General features: G+C 72.3%; 20 protein-coding genes. 13 read left to right on the top strand and 7 right to left on the bottom strand.

Annotation, left to right across the window (positions count from 1 at the left end):
- The first annotated feature begins 53 nt into the window (after window positions 1-53).
- Window positions 54-2,786, top strand: coding sequence for a pyruvate dehydrogenase (acetyl-transferring), homodimeric type (aceE, locus tag AS857_RS19530; RefSeq protein WP_058044590.1), 2,733 nt, complete (start codon window positions 54-56; stop codon window positions 2,784-2,786).
- Window positions 2,787-2,860: 74 nt separating this feature from the next.
- Here aceE and AS857_RS19525 read toward each other — a convergent pair whose 3' ends face one another.
- Window positions 2,861-3,244: a peptidase inhibitor family I36 protein gene (locus AS857_RS19525; protein ID WP_058046911.1), complete on the bottom strand. Its 384-nt coding sequence runs from the start codon at window positions 3,242-3,244 to the stop codon at window positions 2,861-2,863.
- 115 nt (window positions 3,245-3,359) lie between these two features.
- Window positions 3,360-4,952 (bottom strand): MFS transporter, encoded by a 1,593-nt coding sequence (locus tag AS857_RS19520; RefSeq protein WP_058044589.1) that lies wholly within the window; start codon window positions 4,950-4,952, stop codon window positions 3,360-3,362.
- 113 nt (window positions 4,953-5,065) lie between these two features.
- Between AS857_RS19520 and AS857_RS19515 the strand changes: the two genes are divergently transcribed.
- The 5 genes from AS857_RS19515 (at window position 5,066) to AS857_RS19495 (ending at window position 10,174) form a co-directional block, all read left to right on the top strand.
- Window positions 5,066-5,728, top strand: coding sequence for a TetR/AcrR family transcriptional regulator (locus AS857_RS19515; RefSeq protein ID WP_058044588.1), 663 nt, complete (start codon window positions 5,066-5,068; stop codon window positions 5,726-5,728).
- A 98-nt stretch (window positions 5,729-5,826) separates the two neighbouring features.
- A complete protein-coding gene (locus AS857_RS19510) occupies window positions 5,827-7,047 on the top strand; it encodes an alpha/beta hydrolase (protein WP_245700333.1) in 1,221 nt (406 codons plus the stop codon).
- Window positions 7,048-7,162: 115 nt separating this feature from the next.
- Entirely contained in the window at window positions 7,163-8,023 is an 861-nt protein-coding gene (locus tag AS857_RS19505) for a DUF4429 domain-containing protein (RefSeq protein ID WP_058044587.1), read from the top strand.
- Window positions 8,024-8,132: 109 nt separating this feature from the next.
- Window positions 8,133-9,500 carry a sensor histidine kinase gene (locus AS857_RS19500; RefSeq protein WP_063804341.1) on the top strand — a complete coding sequence of 456 codons (1,368 nt, stop codon included), beginning with the start codon at window positions 8,133-8,135 and terminating at the stop codon, window positions 9,498-9,500.
- Window positions 9,497-10,174 (top strand): response regulator, encoded by a 678-nt coding sequence (locus AS857_RS19495; protein ID WP_058044586.1) that lies wholly within the window; start codon window positions 9,497-9,499, stop codon window positions 10,172-10,174. The genes AS857_RS19500 and AS857_RS19495 overlap by 4 nt, the downstream gene beginning before the upstream one ends.
- Window positions 10,175-10,238: 64 nt before the next feature.
- Here the strand turns inward: AS857_RS19495 and AS857_RS19490 are convergent, their stop codons facing one another.
- Together AS857_RS19490 and AS857_RS19485 are read right to left on the bottom strand one after the other, a co-directional pair.
- Window positions 10,239-11,264 carry an aldo/keto reductase gene (locus tag AS857_RS19490; RefSeq protein WP_058044585.1) on the bottom strand — a complete coding sequence of 342 codons (1,026 nt, stop codon included), beginning with the start codon at window positions 11,262-11,264 and terminating at the stop codon, window positions 10,239-10,241.
- A gap of 7 nt (window positions 11,265-11,271) precedes the next feature.
- Window positions 11,272-11,757 carry a MerR family transcriptional regulator gene (locus tag AS857_RS19485; RefSeq protein ID WP_058044584.1) on the bottom strand — a complete coding sequence of 162 codons (486 nt, stop codon included), beginning with the start codon at window positions 11,755-11,757 and terminating at the stop codon, window positions 11,272-11,274.
- Window positions 11,758-11,907: 150 nt separating this feature from the next.
- Between AS857_RS19485 and AS857_RS19480 the strand changes: the two genes are divergently transcribed.
- Window positions 11,908-12,726 (top strand): serine hydrolase domain-containing protein, encoded by an 819-nt coding sequence (locus tag AS857_RS19480; RefSeq protein ID WP_058044583.1) that lies wholly within the window; start codon window positions 11,908-11,910, stop codon window positions 12,724-12,726.
- A gap of 29 nt (window positions 12,727-12,755) precedes the next feature.
- Here AS857_RS19480 and AS857_RS19475 read toward each other — a convergent pair whose 3' ends face one another.
- Entirely contained in the window at window positions 12,756-13,442 is a 687-nt protein-coding gene (locus tag AS857_RS19475; RefSeq protein WP_058044582.1) for a pirin family protein, read from the bottom strand.
- A 57-nt stretch (window positions 13,443-13,499) separates the two neighbouring features.
- On the opposite strand from AS857_RS19475, the gene AS857_RS19470 reads away from it, so the two are divergent.
- From AS857_RS19470 to fabF, 5 genes are all read left to right on the top strand, one after another.
- On the top strand, window positions 13,500-14,684 hold the full coding sequence (locus tag AS857_RS19470) for a PucR family transcriptional regulator (RefSeq protein ID WP_058044581.1): 1,185 nt from the start codon (window positions 13,500-13,502) through the stop codon (window positions 14,682-14,684).
- A gap of 89 nt (window positions 14,685-14,773) precedes the next feature.
- A complete protein-coding gene (locus AS857_RS19465) occupies window positions 14,774-15,727 on the top strand; it encodes an ACP S-malonyltransferase (RefSeq protein WP_058044580.1) in 954 nt (317 codons plus the stop codon).
- 13 nt (window positions 15,728-15,740) lie between these two features.
- Entirely contained in the window at window positions 15,741-16,787 is a 1,047-nt protein-coding gene (locus AS857_RS19460; RefSeq protein WP_058044579.1) for a ketoacyl-ACP synthase III, read from the top strand.
- Between the two features lie 102 nt (window positions 16,788-16,889).
- Window positions 16,890-17,138 (top strand): acyl carrier protein, encoded by a 249-nt coding sequence (locus tag AS857_RS19455; RefSeq protein ID WP_058044578.1) that lies wholly within the window; start codon window positions 16,890-16,892, stop codon window positions 17,136-17,138.
- A gap of 70 nt (window positions 17,139-17,208) precedes the next feature.
- On the top strand, window positions 17,209-18,474 hold the full coding sequence (gene fabF / locus AS857_RS19450) for a beta-ketoacyl-ACP synthase II (RefSeq protein WP_058044577.1): 1,266 nt from the start codon (window positions 17,209-17,211) through the stop codon (window positions 18,472-18,474).
- 71 nt (window positions 18,475-18,545) lie between these two features.
- Here fabF and AS857_RS19445 read toward each other — a convergent pair whose 3' ends face one another.
- Both AS857_RS19445 and AS857_RS19440 read right to left on the bottom strand, forming a co-directional pair.
- A complete protein-coding gene (locus AS857_RS19445; protein WP_058044576.1) occupies window positions 18,546-19,466 on the bottom strand; it encodes an NAD(P)-dependent oxidoreductase in 921 nt (306 codons plus the stop codon).
- Window positions 19,467-19,530: 64 nt separating this feature from the next.
- Window positions 19,531-20,025 carry a DUF3145 domain-containing protein gene (locus tag AS857_RS19440; protein WP_058044575.1) on the bottom strand — a complete coding sequence of 165 codons (495 nt, stop codon included), beginning with the start codon at window positions 20,023-20,025 and terminating at the stop codon, window positions 19,531-19,533.
- Between the two features lie 322 nt (window positions 20,026-20,347).
- On the opposite strand from AS857_RS19440, the gene AS857_RS19435 reads away from it, so the two are divergent.
- Window positions 20,348-21,238, top strand: coding sequence for an SGNH/GDSL hydrolase family protein (locus tag AS857_RS19435; RefSeq protein WP_058044574.1), 891 nt, complete (start codon window positions 20,348-20,350; stop codon window positions 21,236-21,238).
- Window positions 21,239-21,570 lie beyond the last annotated feature (332 nt).

Below are 21,570 nucleotides of genomic sequence, written 5' to 3'. Positions count from 1 at the left end.
CGCAGCAACATCGCGTGCAGAGCACGACCACGACCGAACAGCGAAGGAACAGCGTGGCTTCCGGATCCGATCGCAACCCGATCATCATTGGCGGCCTTCCCAGCCAGGTCCCGGACTTCGATCCCGAAGAGACCCAGGAGTGGCTCGACTCGCTCGACGCAGCCGTCGATGAGCGAGGCCGGGAACGTGCCCGCTACCTCATGCTTCGCCTGATCGAGCGCGCACGCGAGAAGCGCGTCGCGGTGCCCGAGATGCGCAGCACGGACTACGTCAACACGATCGCGACCAAGGACGAGCCGTTCTTCCCCGGCAACGAGGAGATCGAGCGCAAGATCCTCAACGCGACCCGCTGGAACGCGGCCGTGATGGTCTCCCGTGCCCAGCGCCCCGGCATCGGCGTCGGCGGCCACATCGCCACCTTCGCCTCCTCCGCCTCGCTGTACGACGTGGGCTTCAACCACTTCTTCCGCGGCAAGGACGAGGGCGACGGCGGCGACCAGATCTTCTTCCAGGGTCACGCCTCCCCGGGCATCTACGCCCGCGCGTTCCTCCTGGACCGGCTGTCCGAGCGGAACCTGGACTCCTTCCGCCAGGAGAAGTCCAAGGCCCCCTACGGCCTCTCCAGCTACCCGCACCCGCGCCTCATGCCGGACTTCTGGGAGTTCCCGACCGTCTCGATGGGCCTCGGCCCGCTCGGTGCGATCTACCAGGCCCGCATGAACCGCTACATGCAGGCGCGCGGCATCGCCGACACCTCCAAGTCCCACGTCTGGGCGTTCCTCGGCGACGGCGAGATGGACGAGCCGGAGTCGCTCGGCCAGCTGTCCATCGCCGCCCGTGAGGGCCTGGACAACCTGACCTTCGTCGTCAACTGCAACCTGCAGCGCCTCGACGGCCCGGTCCGCGGCAACGGCAAGGTCATGCAGGAGCTGGAGTCGCAGTTCCGCGGCGCCGGCTGGAACGTGATCAAGCTCGTCTGGGACCGCTCCTGGGACCCGCTGCTGGCCCAGGACCGCGACGGCATCCTGGTCAACAAGCTCAACAGCACCCCGGACGGCCAGTTCCAGACGTACGCCACCGAGACCGGTGCGTACATCCGCGACCACTTCTTCGGCGACGACCACCGTCTCCGCAAGATGGTCGAGAACATGACCGACGACCAGATCCTGCACCTGGGCCGCGGCGGTCACGACCACAAGAAGATCTACGCGGCGTACGCGGCGGCCAAGGCCCACAAGGGCCAGCCGACCGTGATCCTCGCGCAGACGGTCAAGGGCTGGACCCTCGGTCCGAACTTCGAGGGCCGCAACGCGACCCACCAGATGAAGAAGCTCACGGTCGAGGACCTCAAGCGCTTCCGCGACCGCCTCCACATCCCGATCGCCGACAAGGAGCTGGAGTCCGGCCTGCCGCCGTACTACCACCCGGGTCGCGACTCGGAGGAGATCCAGTACATGCACGACCGCCGCAACGGGCTCGGCGGCTACGTGCCGACCCGTGTCGACCGGTCGAAGCCGCTGGTCCTCCCGGAGGACAAGGTCTACGCGAGCGCCAAGAAGGGCTCCGGCCAGCAGTCGATCGCCACCACCATGGCGTTCGTCCGCATCCTGAAGGACCTCATGCGGGACAAGGAGATCGGCAAGCGCTTCGTGCTGATCGCCCCCGACGAGTACCGCACCTTCGGCATGGACGCGTTCTTCCCGTCGGCCAAGATCTACAACCCGCTCGGCCAGCAGTACGAGTCCGTGGACCGCGAGCTGCTGCTCGCGTACAAGGAGTCGCCGACCGGCCAGATGCTGCACGACGGCATCTCCGAGGCGGGCTGCACGGCCTCGCTGATCGCGGCGGGCTCCGCCTACGCGACCCACGGCGAGCCGCTGATCCCGGTCTACGTCTTCTACTCGATGTTCGGCTTCCAGCGCACGGGCGACCAGTTCTGGCAGATGGCCGACCAGCTGTCGCGCGGCTTCGTGCTCGGCGCCACGGCGGGTCGCACCACCCTGACCGGTGAGGGCCTGCAGCACGCCGACGGCCACTCGCAGCTGCTGGCGTCCACCAACCCGGGCGTCGTCTCCTACGACCCCGCGTTCGGCTTCGAGATGGCGCACATCGTCAAGGACGGTCTGCGCCGGATGTACGGCGAGAACGCCGAGGACGTCTTCTACTACCTGACCGTCTACAACGAGCCGATCCAGCACCCGGCCGAGCCGGCGGACGTGGACGCCGAGGGCATCCTCAAGGGTCTGTACCGCTTCGCGCAGGGCGAGAAGGGCGCGATCCCGGCCCAGATCCTCGCCTCCGGTGTCGCGGTGCCGTGGGCGATCGAGGCCCAGAAGATCCTCGCCGAGGAGTGGGACGTCAAGGCGGACGTCTGGTCGGCGACCTCCTGGAACGAGCTGCGCAGGGACGCCATCGAGACGGAGGAGCACAACCTCCTGCACCCGGAGGAGGAGCTCCGCGTGCCGTACGTCACGCAGAAGCTCCAGGGCGCCGAGGGCCCGTTCGTGGCCGTGTCCGACTGGATGCGGGCCGTTCCGGACCAGATCTCGCGCTGGGTGCCGGGTGCGTACCAGTCGCTGGGTGCCGACGGCTTCGGCTTCGCCGACACCCGTGGCGCGGCACGTCGCTTCTTCCACATCGACGCCCAGTCGATCGTCCTGGCCGTGCTCACCGAGCTCGCCAAGCAGGGGAAGGTGGACCGCTCCGCGCTGAAGCAGGCGGTGGACCGCTACCAGCTGCTGGACGTCACGGCGGCCGACCCGGGCGCCGCGGGCGGCGACGCGTAAGCGGTCACCCCGTTTCACCACCGGTGCCCCCGGCCAGCGATGCTGGCCGGGGGCACCGGCGTTTCCGGCGGGAGCTAGTGCTCCCAGACCTTGTACGCCCGGACGACGTACGGGCTCTCCGGGACCCACGTCCCCGACGGGTACGTGTCGAACTCGCCCGTCTCCGCGCACGTGGCGCTCTGATACGTGGTGACGGGGCGCCCCGTGCGGTTGGCCAGCGAGACCGCGCTGACGCCCGCCGGTAAGGCCACGCAGTCCTCGATGCCGATGTCCGCGAGCTCGCTCGTGCTGCGCGCCCCGCGGAAGCCGGCCTTCGTCCACAGGCACAGCTGCCCGGCGGCGCAGGTACCGAGCCGCTCCTTGCCGGCCGTGCCCGCGGCGCCCGCGGTGGGCGCGGAGAACAGGGCCAGCGCGGCGGCCGCGGCCGTGACGGCGGCGGCGGTGCGGATCGTACGCATGAGCATCACTCCCTGTGTCGACTGTGTTGCATTCCGCATCCTGACGGGAGTGATCGGAGCTGCCAAGAGGGCCCCGCGGTGCGGGGCCCTGATAGGGGAAGCAGTCCGGACAGGCTCAGATGTGACCCGCCCCGGCCGCGGCCCCGGGGGTGGATCCGCGCTTGGTGAACAGGGCGACCACGGCGGCGACGGCCGCGACGATGCCCGCGACGGTGAAGGACAGGCTCATCCCTGACACGAAAGTGTCATGCGCGATGCCCGTGATCTTCCCGGCCACGTCCGGCGGCGTCCCCGGCGGCACCGGCGGCACACCGACGGCCACGGCGTCGGCCGCCTGCGCCATCTCCTCCGGCCTGCCCGGGGGCAGCCCGGCACCGGCCCACTTGCCGGGCAGGGCGCTGTCGACCCGGGCGGCCATGACGGCGCCCAGCACGGCCGTCCCGAGCGAGCCGCCCACCTGCATGGCGGCCTGCTGCAGGCCGCCCGCGACGCCCGCGTGCTCCAGCGGGGCGTTGCCGACGATGACCTCGGTCGCGCCGACGATGACCGGGGCCAGGCCGAGGCCGAAGAGGGCGAACCACACCGACATCACGCCCGTGCCGGAGCCGGCCTCCAGCCGGGACATGCCGAAGCACGCGACGGTGGTCAGCAGCATGCCGACGACCAGCGGGACCCGGGGCCCGACCCGGGTGATGAGCGCGCCCGCGACCGGCGAGGCGACGATCATCATGCCGGTCAGGGGAAGGAGGTGCAGACCCGAGTCGACCGGGCTCATGCCGTGCACGTTCTGCAGGTAGAAGGTGACGAAGAACAGCCCGCCGATGAAGGCGAAGGCCATCAGCAGCATCAGGGCGGTGCCCGCGCTCAGCGGTACGGAGCGGAAGAGGCGCAGCGGCAGCAGCGGCTCGCGGGCCTTGGTCTCCCACAGGACGAACAGGACGAGGGCGAGGGCCGCTCCGCCCAGGAACAGCAGGGTCTTGCCATCTCCCCAGCTCCACTCCCGGGCCTTGATCAGCGCCCAGACGAGGCAGAACATCCCGGCCGAGAGCAGGCCGATGCCGGGGAGGTCGAAGGAGCGCGGGGCGTGGTCGGAGCGGTGGTCCTTGAGGATCACCAGGCCCAGGGCGAGCGCGAGGGCGCCGACCGGCACGTTGATGAAGAAGACGGACTGCCAGTTGACGTGCTCGACGAGGACGCCGCCGAGGATCGGGCCGCCGGCGGTCGAGACGCCGATCACCATGCCCCAGATGCCGACGGCCATGTTGAGCTTCTCGGCCGGGAAGGTGGCGCGCAGCAGGCCGAGCGCGGCCGGCATGAGCAGCGCCCCGCACAGGCCCTGCAGGACCCGGAAGGCGACGACGGCCGACACGCTGCCGGAGAGCGCGATGGCTCCGGAGGCGACGGCGAAGCCGGTGGTACCTATGAGGAAGGTCAGCCGGTGACCGAAGCGGTCACCCAGCTTGCCCGCGGTGATCAGCGCGACCGCGAGGGCGAGGAGGTAGCTGTTGGTTATCCACTGGACATCGGCGAGCGAGGCGTGGAGGTCATCCCGGATGACGGGATTCGCGACGGCGACGATCGTGCCGTCGAGCGCGACCATCATCACGCCTATCGCCACGGAGACGAGGGTCAGCCACGGGTGGCCGCGGAGCCCCTTGCGGGGCCCGAGGTCCGGCTGCGCCTCGGCGACAGCGGTCTGAGACGTCATGGGAGAATTATGTCAGTGCCTGCCAATTGGCTGTCGACCGCATCCGCTGACGCCTGTCACTTTTCTGCGCGGCTATTCTGAGCAGCACAAACGTGGCGGAGGAGAGACGAGCGATGCCGGCGATCGAGGACTCGGCGGCCCGTACGGCGCCACCGTCCGGTCTGCGCGAGCGCAAGAAGCGGCGCACGCGGGACACCCTCATCCGGTCCGCCCTGGAGCTGTTCGCCCTCAAGGGCTACGAACGCACCACCGTCGACGAGATCGCCGAGGCCGCGGAGGTCTCCCAGCGCACCTTCTTCCGCTACTTCGCGAACAAGGAAGAGGTCGCGCTGGCCATGCAGACCTCCGTGGACGCCCTCTTCCTGGCCACGCTGCGCTCCCGCCCGGCGGCCGAGGCGCCGCTGCCCGCGCTGCGCGGCGCCGTGCTCGCCACCTGGGAGGGCGCGGGCGAGGTCATCGAGTCGGTCGTGCCGCTCGAACTGCACCTGCGCATGTACCGGATGATCGAGTCGACGCCCCAGCTGCTGGCGGCGCGGCTGCGGAAGCTCTCCGAGGTGGAGGAGCAGCTGACCTGCGAGATCGCCCGGCGCGAGGGCCTGGACCTGGGCGCCGACCCGCGGCCGCACGTGCTCGTGGCGGCGTTCGGCGGGGTGATGCGCGTCACGGCGAGGATCTGGGGCGAGCGCGGGGAGGGCGGTCTGGAGGATCTCCGGCTGCTCACCGTGGCTTATCTGGACCAGCTGGGTCCGGCTTTGGCCGGAAACTGGCGCGCTTGATCGAGAAACCCACGCATGTGCCCAATTACCCACACTCAAACGTGAGATAGCTCACGGACTTCGCAGTCGCCGCCGCGTTTCTCCTACTGTGTTTCGCGGTGACTTCCTTCCCGGAGCTCGGCTCCCCCTCCTCCGTACCGTGGACGACCACGGCCACCGTGTGGCGCGCACTGCTCGCCCTGGCCGTGGTGTTCGTGATGCTCGGGACGACCGGCTGGACGGCCGTCAGAAGCCACAAGGCGGCCGGGGACGCCCGTACGGTCTCGCTCAGCGCCTGGCTGCACGGCTCCATGGCCGGCAGACCGCTGCCGGCCCCGGGGACGGCCCCCGACGCCGTGGCCCGCTTCTTCGCCTCCCTCACCGGTGCCCAGCAGGCCCGGCTCGCCGACGACCACCCCTTCGTCGTCGGCAACCTCAACGGCGCTCCGACCGCCCTGCGCTACCGCGCCAACCGCGTCGCCCTGGACCGGGCGCGCGCGGTCGAGAAGCGCCGCAGCCACGCGAGCGGCCTCAGCCCGGTGGGCCGCCAGGAGGCCGTGCGCCGCATGCACCGCTTCGAGTCCCTGCGCGAGGGCGGGCGGCACATCCTCGCCTTCGACCCCACCGGCGCCGGCCGGGTCGCGGAGGTCATCGGCGACCTCGACCGGGCCGAGCGGGTCTCCGTCGTCGTCCCCGGCGTCGACACCAACCTGCTGACGTTCGAGAAGTCCCAGCGGGCCTACAGCGCCCCCGTGGGCATGGCCCGCTCCCTCTACGCCGCCGAGCGCAAGACTGCCCCCCGCATCCGTACGGCCGTCATCGCCTGGGCCGACTACACCTCGCCCGCCGGCGTGGGCATGGACGCCGCCACCGGCAAGCTCGCCGCCGAGGGCGCCCTGCGGCTGCGCGCCGCCGTGCGGGCGCTGCCCGGCACCTCGCGGGTCTCCCTCTTCTGCCACAGCTACGGCTCGGTGGTGTGCGGCGTCGCCGCGCGTGAGATGTCGCCCCGGGTCACCGACGTGGCGGTGGCCGGCAGCCCCGGGATGCGCGCCGAGCACGTCTCCGAGCTGCGGACCAGCGCCCGGATATGGGCCATGCGCGACCCGGACGACTGGATCCAGGGCGTTCCCCACCTGGAGGTCGGCGGCCTCGGCCACGGTGCCGACCCCGTCTCGCAGGCCTTCGGCGCGCGGGTGCTGTCCGCCCACGGCGCGGAGGGCCACGCCGGGTACTTCGAGCCCGGCACGACGAGCCTCGCCAACTTCGCCGGCATCGGCGTCGGCGCCCCCGCGACGGTCGCCTGCGCGGACGCGGACGCCTCCTGCACCGAAGGCGCATAGCGGTACGAGCCGGGCCGGGCCGCACGCCGGGCGGGGCCGCGCGGACGGACGACGCGCGTAGCTCCCCGCTCCCCGCAGGGGGGACGCGCGAGCGGGCGACGCATACGATGACGGCATGGGTGATGTGCTGACGGGTTTCCACACCGTCTGGGAGTTCGACACCGACTCCGTGCTCATCCGCTTCGAACGGGGGATCCGCACACCGAAGCTGCTCCAGGCGCTCGGTGAACGACGCATCCCCTACGAGGCGCTCGCGGCCGTCGAGCAGGCCCCGGGGAAGCGCGGGACGGTGGTACTGCGTGCGGTGCCGAGACCGGGCGCCGATCCGCTGATGGACGTCGCCGACGGCCAGCTCAAGGAGGGCAGCGACCCCTACCGGCTGGTGCTGCCCGCCGAGCGCGACGCCCTCGCCGAGTACTACGCCGACGAGATACGGGCCGCGCTGGGCCCGGACGCGGCCGTGCCCGCCCAGCGCCCCCTGGTCGCGGCACCCACTCCCCCGGCGTCCTTCAAGGCCTACGACGGCAAGGCCTCCTTCGACGGCGCCTCCGTCGCCTTCCGGTGGTTCTGGACGGGCGCGTCCTCCGCCAAGTGGAAGGCCGGCGACCAGCGGTTCGCCGTCGAGGAGCTCTCGGGCGTCCAGTGGCGCTCCCCCGAGATCGCCGGCGGCTATCTGCGGCTGGTGCCGCGCGGCGCCGAGGGCGGGCCACCGGGCCAGGCCGACCAGGATCCGGCGGCCGTCGTCTTCGGCATGGGCTACGGGCTCCTCCACGAGTCGCTGCCGTTCGCCGCGGCCGTCCTGCAGGCCGTCCGGGCCGCCTCCCCGGCCTCGCCGGGCGCGCGCGTCCCGGCCGCCCGGCCCGACCCGGGCGGCATCGCCGACCGCATCCGCCACCTGGGCGCGCTGCACGACGCGGGGCTGCTCACGGACGACGAGTTCAGCGCGAAGAAGGCCCAGCTGCTCGCCGAGCTGTGACCGTCCGTGCCCCGTGCGCGGCTGCTACCGGTGCTACCCCGGTATGACCCACGAGCCCCCACCCTGGGGTGACGCCCGTGCCCGGGCGGCGGCCTAGGCTGAAGGGGTCATGATCCAGTCACCTCCTGCCCCCCTCGCGCGGGCGCGCGCCTTCGTGGTCGACGTCTGCACCCCCGCCGGGCCGCCCGTGCCGCTGTGCGGCCGGTCGCGCCGGCGCTGGGTGCGGAGGCTGCCCTACGTGATCGCCTGGCCGTTCACCGCCCTGCTGCTGCCGCTGACGGCTCACAACCTGGCGGAGGCCTACGGCCTGGGCTTCGGCCTCGCGCTGTCCCTCGGCATCGCCCAGACCGTGCCCCTGCTCATCGCCGTCCGCAGGCCCCTGATCGCCTGGGCCATCGCCTTCACGGCGAGCCTCGTGGCGGCGGTGGCCGCGCTGGCCGAGCCGGTGAACGGCGACTGGCCGTGGCCGTGGCCGCCGACGGCCGTGATCGGCCTGCTGCTGCTGATGCTCGCGGTCGGCATGCGGGAGCGGCGCCCGACGCTCGTCGCCGTCTGGCTCGCCACGGGCGTCTCGGGCGCGGTCCTGCGGGGCCTGGTGCCGGAGCGCAGCTCCACCAACGTCTGGATCACCCTGTTCGTGACCGGCGGCATCCTGATGCTGCTCGCCGGGGCCCTGCGCGAGCGCGGCGACGCACGGCGGGCGCTGGCGGAGCAGGAGACCATCAGCGAGGCCGAGCGGGCCCGGCGCACCCTGCTGGAGGAGCGCACCCGCATCGCCCGCGAGCTGCACGACGTCGTCGCCCACCACATGTCGGTGATCACCGTGCAGGCGGACAGCGCCCCGTACCGCATCGAGGGCCTGCCGGAGCAGGCGCGCGAGGAGTTCGGCACGATCGCCGCCACGGCGCGGGAGTCGCTGACCGAGATGCGACGGCTGCTGGGGGTGCTGCGCAGCGAGGACGCCTCGGGCGCAGGCGCGGGCGGGGCCGAGCGGGCGCCGCAGCCGGGCGTCGCGCGGATCCCGCAGCTGGTCGAGGCGACCGTGCGGTCCGGGCTGCCGGTGGAGCTGGCCATGCCGGATCCCGTGCCGGACGCCGTGCCGCAGACCGTGGACCTCTCCGCGTACCGCATCGTCCAGGAGGCCCTGTCCAACGTCGTCCGGCACGCGCCGGGGGCGGACACGCGGGTGTCGGTGTCCGTCGACGAGGCCGGCACGGGTCTGGTGGTGCTGGTCGTCAACACCGCCGCGGCGGACCGGGACGCGCCGCCGGTGGAGACCGGCGGCACGGGCCACGGCCTGATCGGCATGCGGGAGCGGGTGCGCCTGGTCGGCGGCACGCTCGACACCGGCCCGCTGGACGGCGGCGGCTTCCGCGTCGCCGCCCGGCTCCCGCTCGCCGCGGAGCCGGGCACGGAATTCCCCACGGAAACACTCACGGGCACCACAGGAACAGAAGAGGACTCCCGCACCGCATGACCATCAAGGTGATCATCGTCGACGACCAGGCCATGGTGCGGGCGGGCTTCGCCGCGCTGCTGGCCGCGCAGCCCGACATCGACGTCGTCGGCGACGCCGCGGACGGGCGGCAGGGCGTGGAGCTGGGCCGCAGCGCCCACCCGGACGTCGTGCTGATGGACGTCCGGATGCCCGAGATGGACGGGCTGGAGGCCGCACGGCGCCTCCTCGACCCCCCGCCCGGCGTGCACCACCGCCCGAAGGTGCTGATGCTGACGACGTTCGACGTGGACGACTACGTCTACGAGGCGCTGCGCGCGGGAGCCTCCGGCTTCCTGCTGAAGGACGCCCCGCCCGCGGACCTGATCTCGGCGGTGCGGGTCGTGGCCGCCGGGGAGGCCCTGCTGGCCCCGTCCGTGACGCGCCGTCTGATCGCCGACTTCGCCAAGCAGCGCCCCGCCCGCCGCAAGGGCCCGTCCCTGCGGCTGAACGGGCTCACGCCGCGCGAGACCGAGGTCCTCGAACTCATCGCGCGAGGACTGTCCAACCAGGAGATCGCGGCGTCCCTGGTGCTCGCCGAGCAGACCGTCAAGACGCACATCGGCCGGGTCCTGGCCAAGCTGGACCTGCGCGACCGCGCCCAGGCGGTGATCTTCGCCTACGAGTCGGGGCTGGTGGCCCCGGGCGGGCAGTGACGGGACGTCACCCGCGCTGCCCTGCCCGCGCCGTCTTCACCCGTGCCCTGTCACTCGCGCCGTGTCACTCGCGGCCGGCGGAGGTGAACGTCATGTCGGCGTACCGGCCGCCCGCGACCTCGGCCGCGATCGGCTCCAGGGCCGCGAGCTCGTCCGCCGTCAGGGTGATGCGGGTCGCGCCCGTGTTCTCCTCCAGGCGGGAGCGGCGGCGCGTGCCCGGGATCGGAACGACCGTCAGGCCGTGCACCTGCGCCTGCTGCTGGACCCAGGCCAGGGCCACCTGGCCCGGGGAGGTGCCGCGCCGCTCCGCGATCCGCCGGACCGGCTCCAGCAGTGCCGCGTTCGTCTCCGCGTTGTCGCCGGTGAAGCGCGGCATGGTGCGGCGGAAGTCGTCGCCCGACAGCTCGCTCTCGGCTCGCACGAAGGAGCCGGTCAGGAAGCCCCGCCCGAGCGGGGAGTAGGGCACGAGGGCCACGCCCAGCTCCCGCGCCGCCGGCACCACGTGCGTCTCGATGTCGCGGCTGAAGAGCGACCACTCCGACTGCACGGCGGCGATCGGGTGCACGGCCTGCGCGGCGCGCAGTTCGCCGGCGGTGACCTCGCTGAGGCCCAGGTGCTTGACCTTGCCCTCGGCGACCAGCTCGGCCATGGCGCCGACCGTCTCCTCGATGGGGACGTTCACGTCGCGCCGGTGCATGTAGTAGAGGTCGATCTCGCCGACGCCGAGCCGCTGCAGGCTGGCCTCCACGGCCTGCCGGATGTAGGGGCGGTCGTTGCGGATCGTCCGGACCTGCGGGTTCCCGGGGTCGGTCCCGAGGGCGAACTTGGTGGCCAGGACGATGTCTTCGCGATGGGCCCGGACGAAGGGCGCGATGAACTTCTCGTTCTCGCCGAGGCCGTAGACGTCGGCGGTGTCGAAGAGCGTGACGCCCAGTTCGAGCGCGCGCTCCAGCGTCGCCCGGGCCTCGTCCGGGTCGGTCGTCGGGCCGTAGGCGAAGCTCATGCCCATGCAGCCCAGGCCCTGGACGCCCACCTCGGGGCCGCCGGTGCCGAGGGTCACGGTCGAGATCTTGTCGTTGCTGTCGGTCATCGGTGCGTCAGGCCCCTTCGGCGGCCTCGGCCCGTCGCCGGGCGTCGGCGTATATGTCGATCTTGTAGTCCAGTACCTCGAGGGTGCTGCGCAGCTCGGCGATGCGCTTGCGGACGTCCTCCCGGTGCGCGGTCAGCAGCCGTTCCCGCTCGGCCAGCGTGTGCTCGCCCTCGCGGACGAGCCGCGCGTAGCGGACCATGTCGGCCACCGGCATGCCGGTCAGGCGGAGCCGCCCCACCAGGTCCAGCCAGTCCAGGTCCCGGTCCGTGTAGCGGCGCTGGCCGGTGTGCGAGCGGTCCACGTGCGGCATCAGCCCGATCCGCTCGTACCAGCGCAGCGTGTGGACCGACAGCCCCGTGCAGTCCGCCACTTCGCTGATCGTGTAGCGGTCGCGCCCCGCCGGGCGGCTGTGGCGCTGCCGCTCCAGCACGGTGCACACGGCGGCCGGCGGTGCGGTGTCCACGACGGTCGGTGCGGTGTCCAAGACGGTCATCGAGCTTCCCCCTGTTTCGCGGGCGTTCGCAGTCGTTGCCCTTGCGATGGCCACAACGCTAGAGAGTTCGAGTGCACTCCAGGCAAGCGAACTCTTGGGGGAATCTTGGCCGGAGCGGCCGGGCGGCGCGGCCGGGATAGGCTCGGATCCATGCAGAGCCTGCGGATGATCGAGAACTGGCCGGTGGACACCGCTGCGGCGGCGGTCGTACGGGCCGACGGCACGACGGTGGGCGCCCACGGCCCGGTGGAGCACCGCTTCCCGCTGGCCTCCGTCACCAAACCGCTCGCCGCCTACGCCGCGCTCGTCGCCGTCGAGGAGGGCGCGGTCGAGCTGGACGAGCCGGCCGGTCCCGCGGGCTCGACGGTCCGCCACCTCCTCGCCCACACCTCCGGGCTGGCCTTCGACGAGCACCGGGCCATGGCGGAGCCGGGCACGCGGCGGCTCTACTCCAACGCCGGCTTCGAGGTGCTCGGCGACCACATCGCCAAGGCCACGGACATCCCCTTCGCGGACTACCTGCGGGAGGCGGTGCTGGAGCCGCTGGGCATGACGGCGACGGACCTCCCGGGCTCGCCCGCCAAGGACGGCGTCTCCACCGTCGCCGACCTGGTGCGCTTCGCCGCGGAGCTGCAGGCGCCGCGGCTGCTCTCGCCGGAGACGGTGGCCGGGGCGACGTCGGTGGCCTTCCCCGGCCTCACCGGGATCCTGCCCGGCTACGGGCACCAGCGGCCGAACGACTGGGGCCTCGGCTTCGAGATCCGCGACGGCAAGTCCCCGCACTGGACGGGCGCGTCGTCCTCGCCCCGCACGTTCGGTCACTTCGGGCAGTCGGGGACGTTCCTGTGGGTGGACCCCGCCGCGGGTGCGGCGTGCGTCGCCCTGACGGACCGCGCGTTCGGGCCGTGGGCGACCGAGGTCTGGCCGGCCCTGACGGACGCGGTCCTGGCCGAGCTGCGCCCGGCCTGACCCTCGTCGGGAGTGCGCGAAGCGCCGGGTCACCCGAAGTGAGGCTCGGCGTGCATCTCCCACACCAGCAACTCCGCATCGGCGCCGAGCGACTCGACCTCGACGGCGGAGGCGTCCAGCAGTCGCGCAGCGTCCCCCGGGCGCAGGACATCGCCGTCCACCCGGACATCACCGCGTACGACATGCACGTACACCCACGGCGCCCCCGGCAGGGACCCCCGCTCGCCGGCCCGGAGCCGCCGCACATGAAGCACCGCCTCCGCCCCCGGCAACACGTAGGACGCATCGTCGGCGACGCCCCGCACCACCTCGTACGAGGGCTCGCCGCCGTATTCCGACGGGGTCAGCCACATCTGCACGAAGCGCAGGGGCACCCCGCCCTCGTTCCGCTCCGAGTGGTGGACGCCGGCGCCGGCGCTGAGCCGCTGCACGTCACCGGGCCGCACGATTTCGGTGTGCCCGGTGGAGTCCTCGTGGGTGAGCTCTCCCTCGACCACCCACGTGACGATCTCGACGTCGCGGTGCGGGTGCTCCGCGAAGCCCGCGCCGGCGGCGAGCCGCTCCTCGTTGCAGGCGGCGAGCGGTCCGAACCGCACGTTGTCGGGGTCGTAGAAGCCGGAGAAGGAGAAGGCGTGCCAGGTCTCGATCCCGGCGTCCGGGTCGCCGCCGCGGAAGCGTTCACCGGCGCGCTGGACGGACCGCTGTACGTGCGTCATCGGGCTACGGTAGCCCGGCGACCCCGCACCGGACCCGAATAAGGCAGGCTTGTCCCCGTGCCTGAACCCGCCGCTAACACCCCGCATCCGCACAGCGCCACCCTCCGCCGCCTGGAGAAGTCATCCGGCACGCTGGCCGCCGCCGCCATCGCCCGCATGGATGCCCAGCTGCCGTGGTACCGGGCGATGCCCCCGGAGAACCGGTCGTGGATCGGCCTGGTCGCCCAGGCCGGCATCGCGGCCTTCACGGAGTGGTTCCGGCATCCGGAGACCCCGCAGGCCATCAGCACGGACGTGTTCGGCACGGCCCCGCGCGAGCTGACGCGGGCGATCACTTTGCGCCAGACGGTGGAGATGGTCCGGACGACCATCGAGGTCATGGAGTCGGCGATCGACGAGGTGGCGGCCCCCGGCGACGAGGGCGTCCTGCGGGAGGCGCTGCTCGTCTACGCCCGCGAGATCGCCTTCGCCACCGCGCAGGTCTACGCGCAGGCCGCCGAGGCGCGGGGCGCCTGGGACGCCCGGCTGGAGTCGCTGGTGGTCAACGCGGTGCTGTCGGGCGAGGCGGACGAGGGCGCCCTGTCCCGGGCCGCGGCCCTCGGCTGGAGCGCCCCGGCGCACGTCTGCGTGGTGCTCGGCACCGCCCCGAACGGGGACAGCGAGCTGACGGTCGAGGCGATCCGGCGCGCGGCGCGGCACGCCAAGGTGCAGGTGCTGACGGGGGTGCTCGGCGACCGCCTGGTGGTGATCGCGGGCGGCTCCGACAATCCGCTGCAGACGGCCAAGGCGCTGATCGGGCCGTTCGCGGCGGGCCCGGTGGTGGCCGGCCCGGTGGTGCCGGACCTGCTGTCGGCGACGCGCTCGGCGCAGGCCGCGGCGGCCGGCCTGAAGGCGTGCGCGGCCTGGCCGGACGCCCCCCGTCCGGTGCCTGCCGACGATCTGCTGCCGGAGCGGGCGATGGCCGGGGACACCACGGCCCGCGATCAGCTGGTGGAGGAGATCTACAGACCGCTCCAGGAAGCGGGCTCGGCTCTGCTGGAGACGCTGAGTGTCTACCTGGAGCAGGCGAGTAGCTTGGAAGGTGCGGCACGGATGCTGTTCGTCCATCCCAACACCGTGAGATACCGCCTCCGACGTGTGACGGACGTCACCGGTTGGTCACCCTCCGATGTCCGCTCCGCGTTCACGCTGCGGATCGCGCTCATCCTGGGGCGTCTGGCCGACACGGAGACGGCCCTCTAGCCTTTTGTCGAACGTCAACAATTCCCCTGACGGTTCTTGGTCCCCATCCCCACGGGTGGCCGGAGCCGTCCACGAGAGAGAGTGTGAGGGTGCTCGTACTCGTCGCTCCCGGCCAGGGCGCTCAGACGCCCGGCTTCCTGACCCCCTGGCTCGACCTCCCCGGTGTCGAAGACCGGCTCCGTGAGTGGTCCGCCGCCATCGACCTGGACCTGGTCCACTACGGCACGAAGGCCGACGCGGACGAGATCCGCGACACCGCCGTCGCCCAGCCGCTGCTGGTCGCGTCGGCGCTGGTCTCGGCCCGGCAGCTGTTCCCGGCGGCGGAGGACTTCGCCCGCCTGGTGGGTGCGGCCGCGGGCCACAGCGTGGGCGAGCTCGCCGCGGCGGCGCTGACCGGCGTGCTGCCGGAGCGCTCCGCCATGGAGCTGGTCCGCAAGCGCGGCCTGGCCATGGCCGAGGCCGCGGCCGTCACCGAGACCGGCATGTCCGCGCTGCTCGGCGGCGACCCCGAGGTCGTCCTGCCGCACCTGGAGAAGCTCGGCCTGACCCCCGCCAACGTCAACGGCGCGGGCCAGATCGTGGCCGCCGGCACCGCCGCGCAGCTGGCCGCGCTCGCTGAGGACAAGCCCGAGGGCACCCGCAAGGTCGTCGCGCTGAAGGTGGCGGGCGCGTTCCACACGCACCACATGGCCCCGGCCGTGTCGGCCCTGGAGGCCGCCGTGCAGGAGCTGTCCCCCGCCGAGCCGCACACCCGCTACGTCTCGAACAAGGACGGCGCCGTCGTCGCCTCGGGCGCGGAGATCGTGCAGCGGCTGGTCGGCCAGGTGGCCAACCCCGTCCGCTGGGACCTGTGCATGGAGACCTTCAAGGAGCTCGGCGTCACGGCCCTGGTCGAGGTGGCCCCCGGCGGTACGCTGACCGGTCTGGCCAAGCGTGCCCTGCCCGGCGTGAAGACCCTGGCCCTGAAGTCGCCGGCCGACCTCGACGCAGCCCGTGAGCTGATCGCCGAGCACGCCGCACCCGCCGGGTCCCCGGCCGAATAAGGAGTCTCGGAGCATGACCTCGAAGATCAAGCCGAGCAAGGGCGCGCCGTACGCGCGCATTCTCGGCGTGGGCGGCTACCGCCCCACCCGGGTGGTGCCGAACGAGGAGATCCTGAAGTACATCGACTCCTCGGACGAGTGGATCCGCTCCCGCTCCGGCATCGCGACGCGGCACTGGGCCGGTCCGGAGGAGACGGTGTCCGCGATGTCGGTCGAGGCGGCCGGCAAGGCCATCGCCGACGCGGGCATCACCCCCGAGCAGGTCGGCGCCGTGGTCGTCTCCACGGTTTCGCACTTCCACCAGACCCCGGCGATCGCGACCGAGATCGCGCACAGGATCGGCGCGGACAAGCCGGCCGCCTTCGACATCTCCGCGGGCTGCGCGGGCTTCGGCTACGGGCTGACGCTGGCCAAGGGCCTGGTCGTCGAGGGCTCGGCGGAGTACGTCGTGGTCATCGGCGTCGAGCGGCTGTCGGACCTGACCGACCTGGAGGACCGCGCGACGGCCTTCCTCTTCGGCGACGGCGCGGGCGCCGTGGTCGTCGGCCCCTCCGACGAGCCGGCCATCGGCCCCACCGTCTGGGGCTCCGAGGGCGACAAGTCGCAGACCATCAAGCAGACCCTGGGGTGGGACGCCTACCGCACCACCCCGGTGCCCGGCGGTGACGGCCCCGAGGCCCGCAAGGCCCTCGACGAGCTCCGTTTCCCGGCCATCACGCAGGAGGGCCAGGCGGTCTTCCGCTGGGCCGTCTTCGAGATGGCCAAGGTCGCCCAGCAGGCGCTGGACGACGCCGGGGTCAGTGCGGAGGACCTGGACGTCTTCATCCCGCACCAGGCCAACATGCGGATCATCGACTCGATGGTCAAGACCCTCAAGCTGCCGGAGAGCGTCACGGTCGCCCGTGACGTGGAGACCACGGGCAACACGTCCGCGGCCTCCATTCCGCTGGCCATGGAGCGGCTCCTGGCCACCGGCGCGGCGAAGAGCGGGGACACCGCGCTCGTCATCGGTTTCGGGGCGGGTCTCGTCTACGCCGCCACGGTCGTTACCCTCCCCTAGGCGAGATCCGCGCAGCCCGGCCCCGCCTCGCTGCGCAGAGCTCACCGCACCAGCAGTTCCTTACCACGCAGTTCCACCGCACAGATAGAAGGAGCGCCGCACATGGCCGCCACCCAGGAAGAGATCCTCAAGGGCCTCGCCGACATCGTCAACGAGATCGCCGGCATCCCGGTCGAGGACGTCAAGCTGGACAAGTCCTTCACCGACGACCTGGACGTCGACTCGCTGTCCATGGTCGAGGTCGTCGTCGCCGCCGAGGAGCGCTTCGACGTGAAGATCCCCGACGAGGACGTCAAGAACCTCAAGACCGTCGGCGACGCCGCGGACTACATCCTGAAGCACCAGGACTGACCCGAGCGTTCGTCGCCACCCCAGCGGTGGCGGTTTCACCAGCACCTCTACACGTGGAGACAGAATTCCTGTGAGCTCGACCAATCGCACCGTGGTCGTCACCGGTATCGGCGCAACCACACCGCTGGGTGGCGACAGCGCGACGACCTGGGAGGCTCTGCTCGCCGGCCGGTCCGGCGTCAAGCCCCTCGAGGGTGAGCGCTTCGCCGGCCTTCCGGTCCGCATCGCCGCTTCCGCGGCGGTGGACCCCGGCGATGTCCTGCCCCGCCCGCTCGCCCGCAAGCTGGACCGCTCGGCGCAGTTCGCGCTGATCGCGGCCCGCGAGGCCTGGGCCGACGCGGGCTACACCGCCATGGCCGGCGAGGACTCGTCCATCGCCCCCGAGCGCCTCGGCACCGTCATCGCCTCCGGCATCGGCGGCGTGACCACCCTGCTCGACCAGTACGACGTGCTCAAGGAGAAGGGCGTCCGCCGCGTCTCCCCGCACACCGTCCCCATGCTCATGCCGAACAGCCCCTCGGCCAACGTAGGCCTGGAGGTGAACGCCCAGGCGGGCGTGCACACCCCGGTCAGCGCCTGCGCCTCCGGCGCCGAGGCCATCGGTTACGCCGTCGAGATGATCCGCAGCGGCCGCGCCGACGTGGTCGTCGCCGGCGGCACCGAGGCGGCGATCCACCCGCTGCCCATCACGGCCTTCGCCAACATGATGGCGATGTCCAAGAACAACGAGGAGCCCGAGAAGGCCTCCCGCCCGTACGACAAGGCCCGTGACGGCTTCGTCCTCGGCGAGGGCGCCGGCGTCGTGATCCTCGAGTCCGCCGAGCACGCCGCCCGCCGCGGCGCGCGGGTCTACTGCGAGGTGCTGGGCCAGGGCCTGTCCGCGGACAGCCACCACATCGCCCAGCCCGAGCCGACGGGCCGCGGCATCGCCGCCGCGCTGCAGAGCCTGCTCGACAGCACCGACCTCAAGCCGTCCGAGGTCGTGCACCTCAACGCGCACGCCACGTCCACCCCGCAGGGTGACGCGGCCGAGATCAAGGCGCTGCGCAAGGTCCTCGGCGACGACCTCGACCACGTCGCGGTCTCCGCGACCAAGTCGATGACCGGTCACCTGCTGGGCGGCGCGGGCGGCATCGAGACGGTCATGACCGTCCTCGCCCTGCACCACCGCGTGGCCCCGCCGACCATCAACGTCGACGACCTGGACGAGGACATCGACGCGGACATCGTCCGCGACGAGCCGCGCGCCCTCCCCGCCGAGGGCCCGATCGCCGCGATCAACAACTCGTTCGGCTTCGGCGGCCACAACGTGGTCCTGGCCCTGCGCTCGGTCTGACCGACGCTCTGCGCCGGCACAGCGGCCCGCCCCGGGGTTCCCGGGGCGGGCCGCTGCCGTTCCGGGCCGGGCTACCGGGCGGGCGCGTCGAAGGACGCGTAGTACGAAGCCGCCATGTCCTCCTCGCCGTGGCCCTGTTCCACGGCCCGGTGGAAGCGCTCGGCGCCCGCGGCCGCCACGTCCATCCGCACCCCGGCCCGCTCCCCCGCGGCGACGATGAGACGGGCGTCCTTCTCCGCCGTGGCGGTGGCGAAGCTGGGGGTGAGGTCGCCGCCGAGGATCATCGCGGCCTTGGCGTGCAGGTAGCCCATGTCGAGCGGGCCTCCGGCAACGGCGTCCAGGAAGCCCGCCGGGTCCACGCCGAGGCCCTTCGCCAGGGCGAGCGCCTCGGCCGTGCCGTGGGTGACGGTCAGCACCCAGCTGTTGATGACCAGCTTCAGGCGGGTGGCCGCGCCGCTCGCGGCGTCGCCGCCGAGCCACACCGTCCGGCTGCCGACGGCGGCGAAGGCCGGCTCCAGGGTCTTGCGCACCTCCTCCGGCCCGGCGGCCAGCACGGTCAGCTTCCCCTCCTCCGCGGGCTGCCTGGTGCCGAGGACGGGGGCGTCCACGAGGGCGAGTCCGTGCTCGCCCGCGAAGGCCGCGAGGCCCTCGAAGCCTTCCAGGCCGACGGTGCCCGACTGGACCCAGACCGTGCCGGGCCGCAGGGCGGGGGCGGCGGCGCCCATCGCGGCGAGCGTGGCCGGGCCGTCGTACAGGACGGTCAGGACGACGTCGGCGGCGCGGACGGCGTCGGCGGGCGTGCCGGCGATCCGCACGCCGTCGGCGGCGAGGGGTTCGGCCTTGTCGCGGCTGCGGTTCCAGGCGGTGACGGAGAACCCGGCGCGGGCGAGGTTGCGGGCCATGGCGGCGCCCATGATGCCGGTGCCGAGGACGGCGACGGCCGGCGTGCCCGAACCCGGCGTGCGCGTGTCAGGCGTGATCGTTTCGGTCATGCCCCGACGCTAGGGGGTGGAGCGCGCTCCAGGGCAAACGCCCGCACGCCCGGTGGGCGGCGCGTCAGACCACCTGGTGCAGCCAGCGCACCGGTGCGCCCTCTCCCGCGTACCGGAAGGGCTCCAGTTCGTCGTCCCAGGGCTTGCCGAGGAGCTTGGCGACCTCGGCTTCCAGTTCCGTCTCGCCGCGGGCGGCGCGGGCGAGGGCCGCGCGCAGGCGGTCCTCGGGGACGAGGATGTCGCCGTGGATGCCGGTGACGGCGTGGAAGATGCCGAGGTCGGGGGTGGAGCTGTAGCGCTCGCCCTCGGCCGTGGCGCACGGCTCGGCGGTCACCTCGAAGCGCAGGAGGTGCCAGCCGCGCAGTGCGGAGGCGAGCTTGGAGGCGGTGCCGACCTGACCCTGCCAGGAGAATTCGGCACGCCAGGTGCCGGGCGAGGCGGGTTGTCGGATCCAGTCGAGGGTGACCCGCACACCGAGCACGCCCGCGACCGCCCATTCGACGTGCGGGCACAGCGCGCGCGGCGCGGAGTGCACATACAGAACTCCACGTGTCGTCACCGGGACCTCCAGTGCGGTTCGAGGTTCGCCTTCCCCAGCGGCCTCGCACCTGTACCGGTCCCGCCTGGGACAGCGTGAGACATTCTGCCCCAATGGCCACTCCCGCACCAGCTCGCGAGGTTACCAACAGTAAACACCATCGGGAGCATTTCTCCTGAAAGGGACAGGATGTGACGTGTCGTATTTCAGTTGTGCCGGAAGTGCAAAGCCGCCCCGGGGCCCGGCACAACCACCCCGGGGAAAAGCTACCGTGCGAACGGACCCCCGCGGTGACGTACCGTCGGACCCGAACAGATATCACCCGGCCGGAGGGGAAAAAGCGATGCGCCGCAGCACGGTGCGGAAGGTGCGCGGAGCCGCCAGGGCGGCCGTCGCAGCGGTCTCCGCCTTCTCGGCAGCCCTGCTCGTCACGGGCTGTGACAGCGGTGAAGGGGACACCTCCGCGGGAAAGCCGAGCGCCTCGCCCGCCGCCCCCGCGTGGAATACCCGCCCCGGGTCCATCGCCTCGCTGGGCGACTCCATTACGCGCGGATTCGACGCCTGCGGGGTGCTCGCGGACTGCCCGGAGGTCTCCTGGGCCACGGGCACGAAGGTCGACAGCGTCGCGCGGAAACTGCTGGCGTCGCCGCAGACCAGCAGCTGGAATTACGCGCGGACCGGCGCCCGGATGGCCGATCTCCCGGGACAGATGCAGTCGGCGATCGCCCACAAGCCGCAGCTGGTGACCGTCCTCCTGGGCGCCAACGACGCGTGCCGCGACAATGTGGCCGACATGACGCCGACGGCCTCGTTCCGCGCGGACTTCGAGGCCTCGGTGAAGAACCTGCGCACTTCCCTGCCGAAGTCGCAGCTCTACGTGGCCAGCGTGCCCGACCTGCAGCGCCTGTGGTCGCAGGGCCGCGCGAACGGCTACGCCAAGACGGTCTGGAAGCTGGGCATCTGCCCGTCGATGCTCAAGGACTCCGAGTCCGCCGACCCGGCGGCGGAGCAGCGCCGCGCCCAGGTCGTCAAGCGGGTCGCCGAGTACAACGCGGTCCTGAAGGACGTCTGCCGCCGGGACGCGCTGTGCCGCTACGACGGCGCGGTCCACGGTTACGACTTCACGAGCGAGGCGCTCAGCAAGTGGGACTGGTTCCACCCGAGCAGGAAGGGCCAGGGGGAGCTGGCGGCCCTGGCCTACCGGACCATCACCGCGGAGAAGCACCCGGCCTGAGGCCGGAGGGTGGCTCGGGGCGGGACCTGTCAGGTGGCCCCGCCCCGGTCAGACGCGGTCGTGCGGCGTGCGCGCGGCGCGGACGTACGTACCCTCGCTCCGGACATCCGGCACCGCGTGCACGCGCACTGCACGCCCCCGGCTTTGGCCAAGGCCGCGTCCGGGCGGGCGTTCGCGCCTGCTCATCAGCACGGTATCCGATGAACAGACCTTACTCATAAGCAAGTTCACCCCTACGCGGGTCAACTTCCGTCCCTGCCACGCACCTGCGGCCACGTGGACGTCGGACAACCTTTACCTATCGTCATCCCGGAGGCGTTCCGGAGGCCGCC

This window comes from Streptomyces roseifaciens, assembly GCF_001445655.1.
In the GTDB taxonomy this organism is placed as follows: Bacteria; Actinomycetota; Actinomycetes; order Streptomycetales; family Streptomycetaceae; genus Streptomyces; species Streptomyces aureoversilis.
This window is presented reverse-complemented; position numbering and strand designations above follow the sequence as displayed.

Coding starts and splice junctions, on each gene's coding strand:
- AS857_RS19515 (WP_058044588.1), top strand. CDS start 5,066: ATGCCGGCGATCGAGGACTCGGCGGCCCGTACGGCGCCACCGTCCGGT.
- AS857_RS19460 (WP_058044579.1), top strand. CDS start 15,741: ATGACCTCGAAGATCAAGCCGAGCAAGGGCGCGCCGTACGCGCGCATT.
- AS857_RS19455 (WP_058044578.1), top strand. CDS start 16,890: ATGGCCGCCACCCAGGAAGAGATCCTCAAGGGCCTCGCCGACATCGTC.
- AS857_RS19520 (WP_058044589.1), bottom strand. CDS start 4,952: ATGACGTCTCAGACCGCTGTCGCCGAGGCGCAGCCGGACCTCGGGCCC.
- AS857_RS19475 (WP_058044582.1), bottom strand. CDS start 13,442: ATGACGCACGTACAGCGGTCCGTCCAGCGCGCCGGTGAACGCTTCCGC.
- AS857_RS19435 (WP_058044574.1), top strand. CDS start 20,348: ATGCGCCGCAGCACGGTGCGGAAGGTGCGCGGAGCCGCCAGGGCGGCC.
- AS857_RS19500 (WP_063804341.1), top strand. CDS start 8,133: ATGATCCAGTCACCTCCTGCCCCCCTCGCGCGGGCGCGCGCCTTCGTG.
- AS857_RS19495 (WP_058044586.1), top strand. CDS start 9,497: ATGACCATCAAGGTGATCATCGTCGACGACCAGGCCATGGTGCGGGCG.
- AS857_RS19445 (WP_058044576.1), bottom strand. CDS start 19,466: ATGACCGAAACGATCACGCCTGACACGCGCACGCCGGGTTCGGGCACG.
- AS857_RS19525 (WP_058046911.1), bottom strand. CDS start 3,244: ATGCGTACGATCCGCACCGCCGCCGCCGTCACGGCCGCGGCCGCCGCG.
- AS857_RS19480 (WP_058044583.1), top strand. CDS start 11,908: ATGCAGAGCCTGCGGATGATCGAGAACTGGCCGGTGGACACCGCTGCG.
- AS857_RS19505 (WP_058044587.1), top strand. CDS start 7,163: ATGGGTGATGTGCTGACGGGTTTCCACACCGTCTGGGAGTTCGACACC.
- AS857_RS19485 (WP_058044584.1), bottom strand. CDS start 11,757: ATGACCGTCTTGGACACCGCACCGACCGTCGTGGACACCGCACCGCCG.
- AS857_RS19490 (WP_058044585.1), bottom strand. CDS start 11,264: ATGACCGACAGCAACGACAAGATCTCGACCGTGACCCTCGGCACCGGC.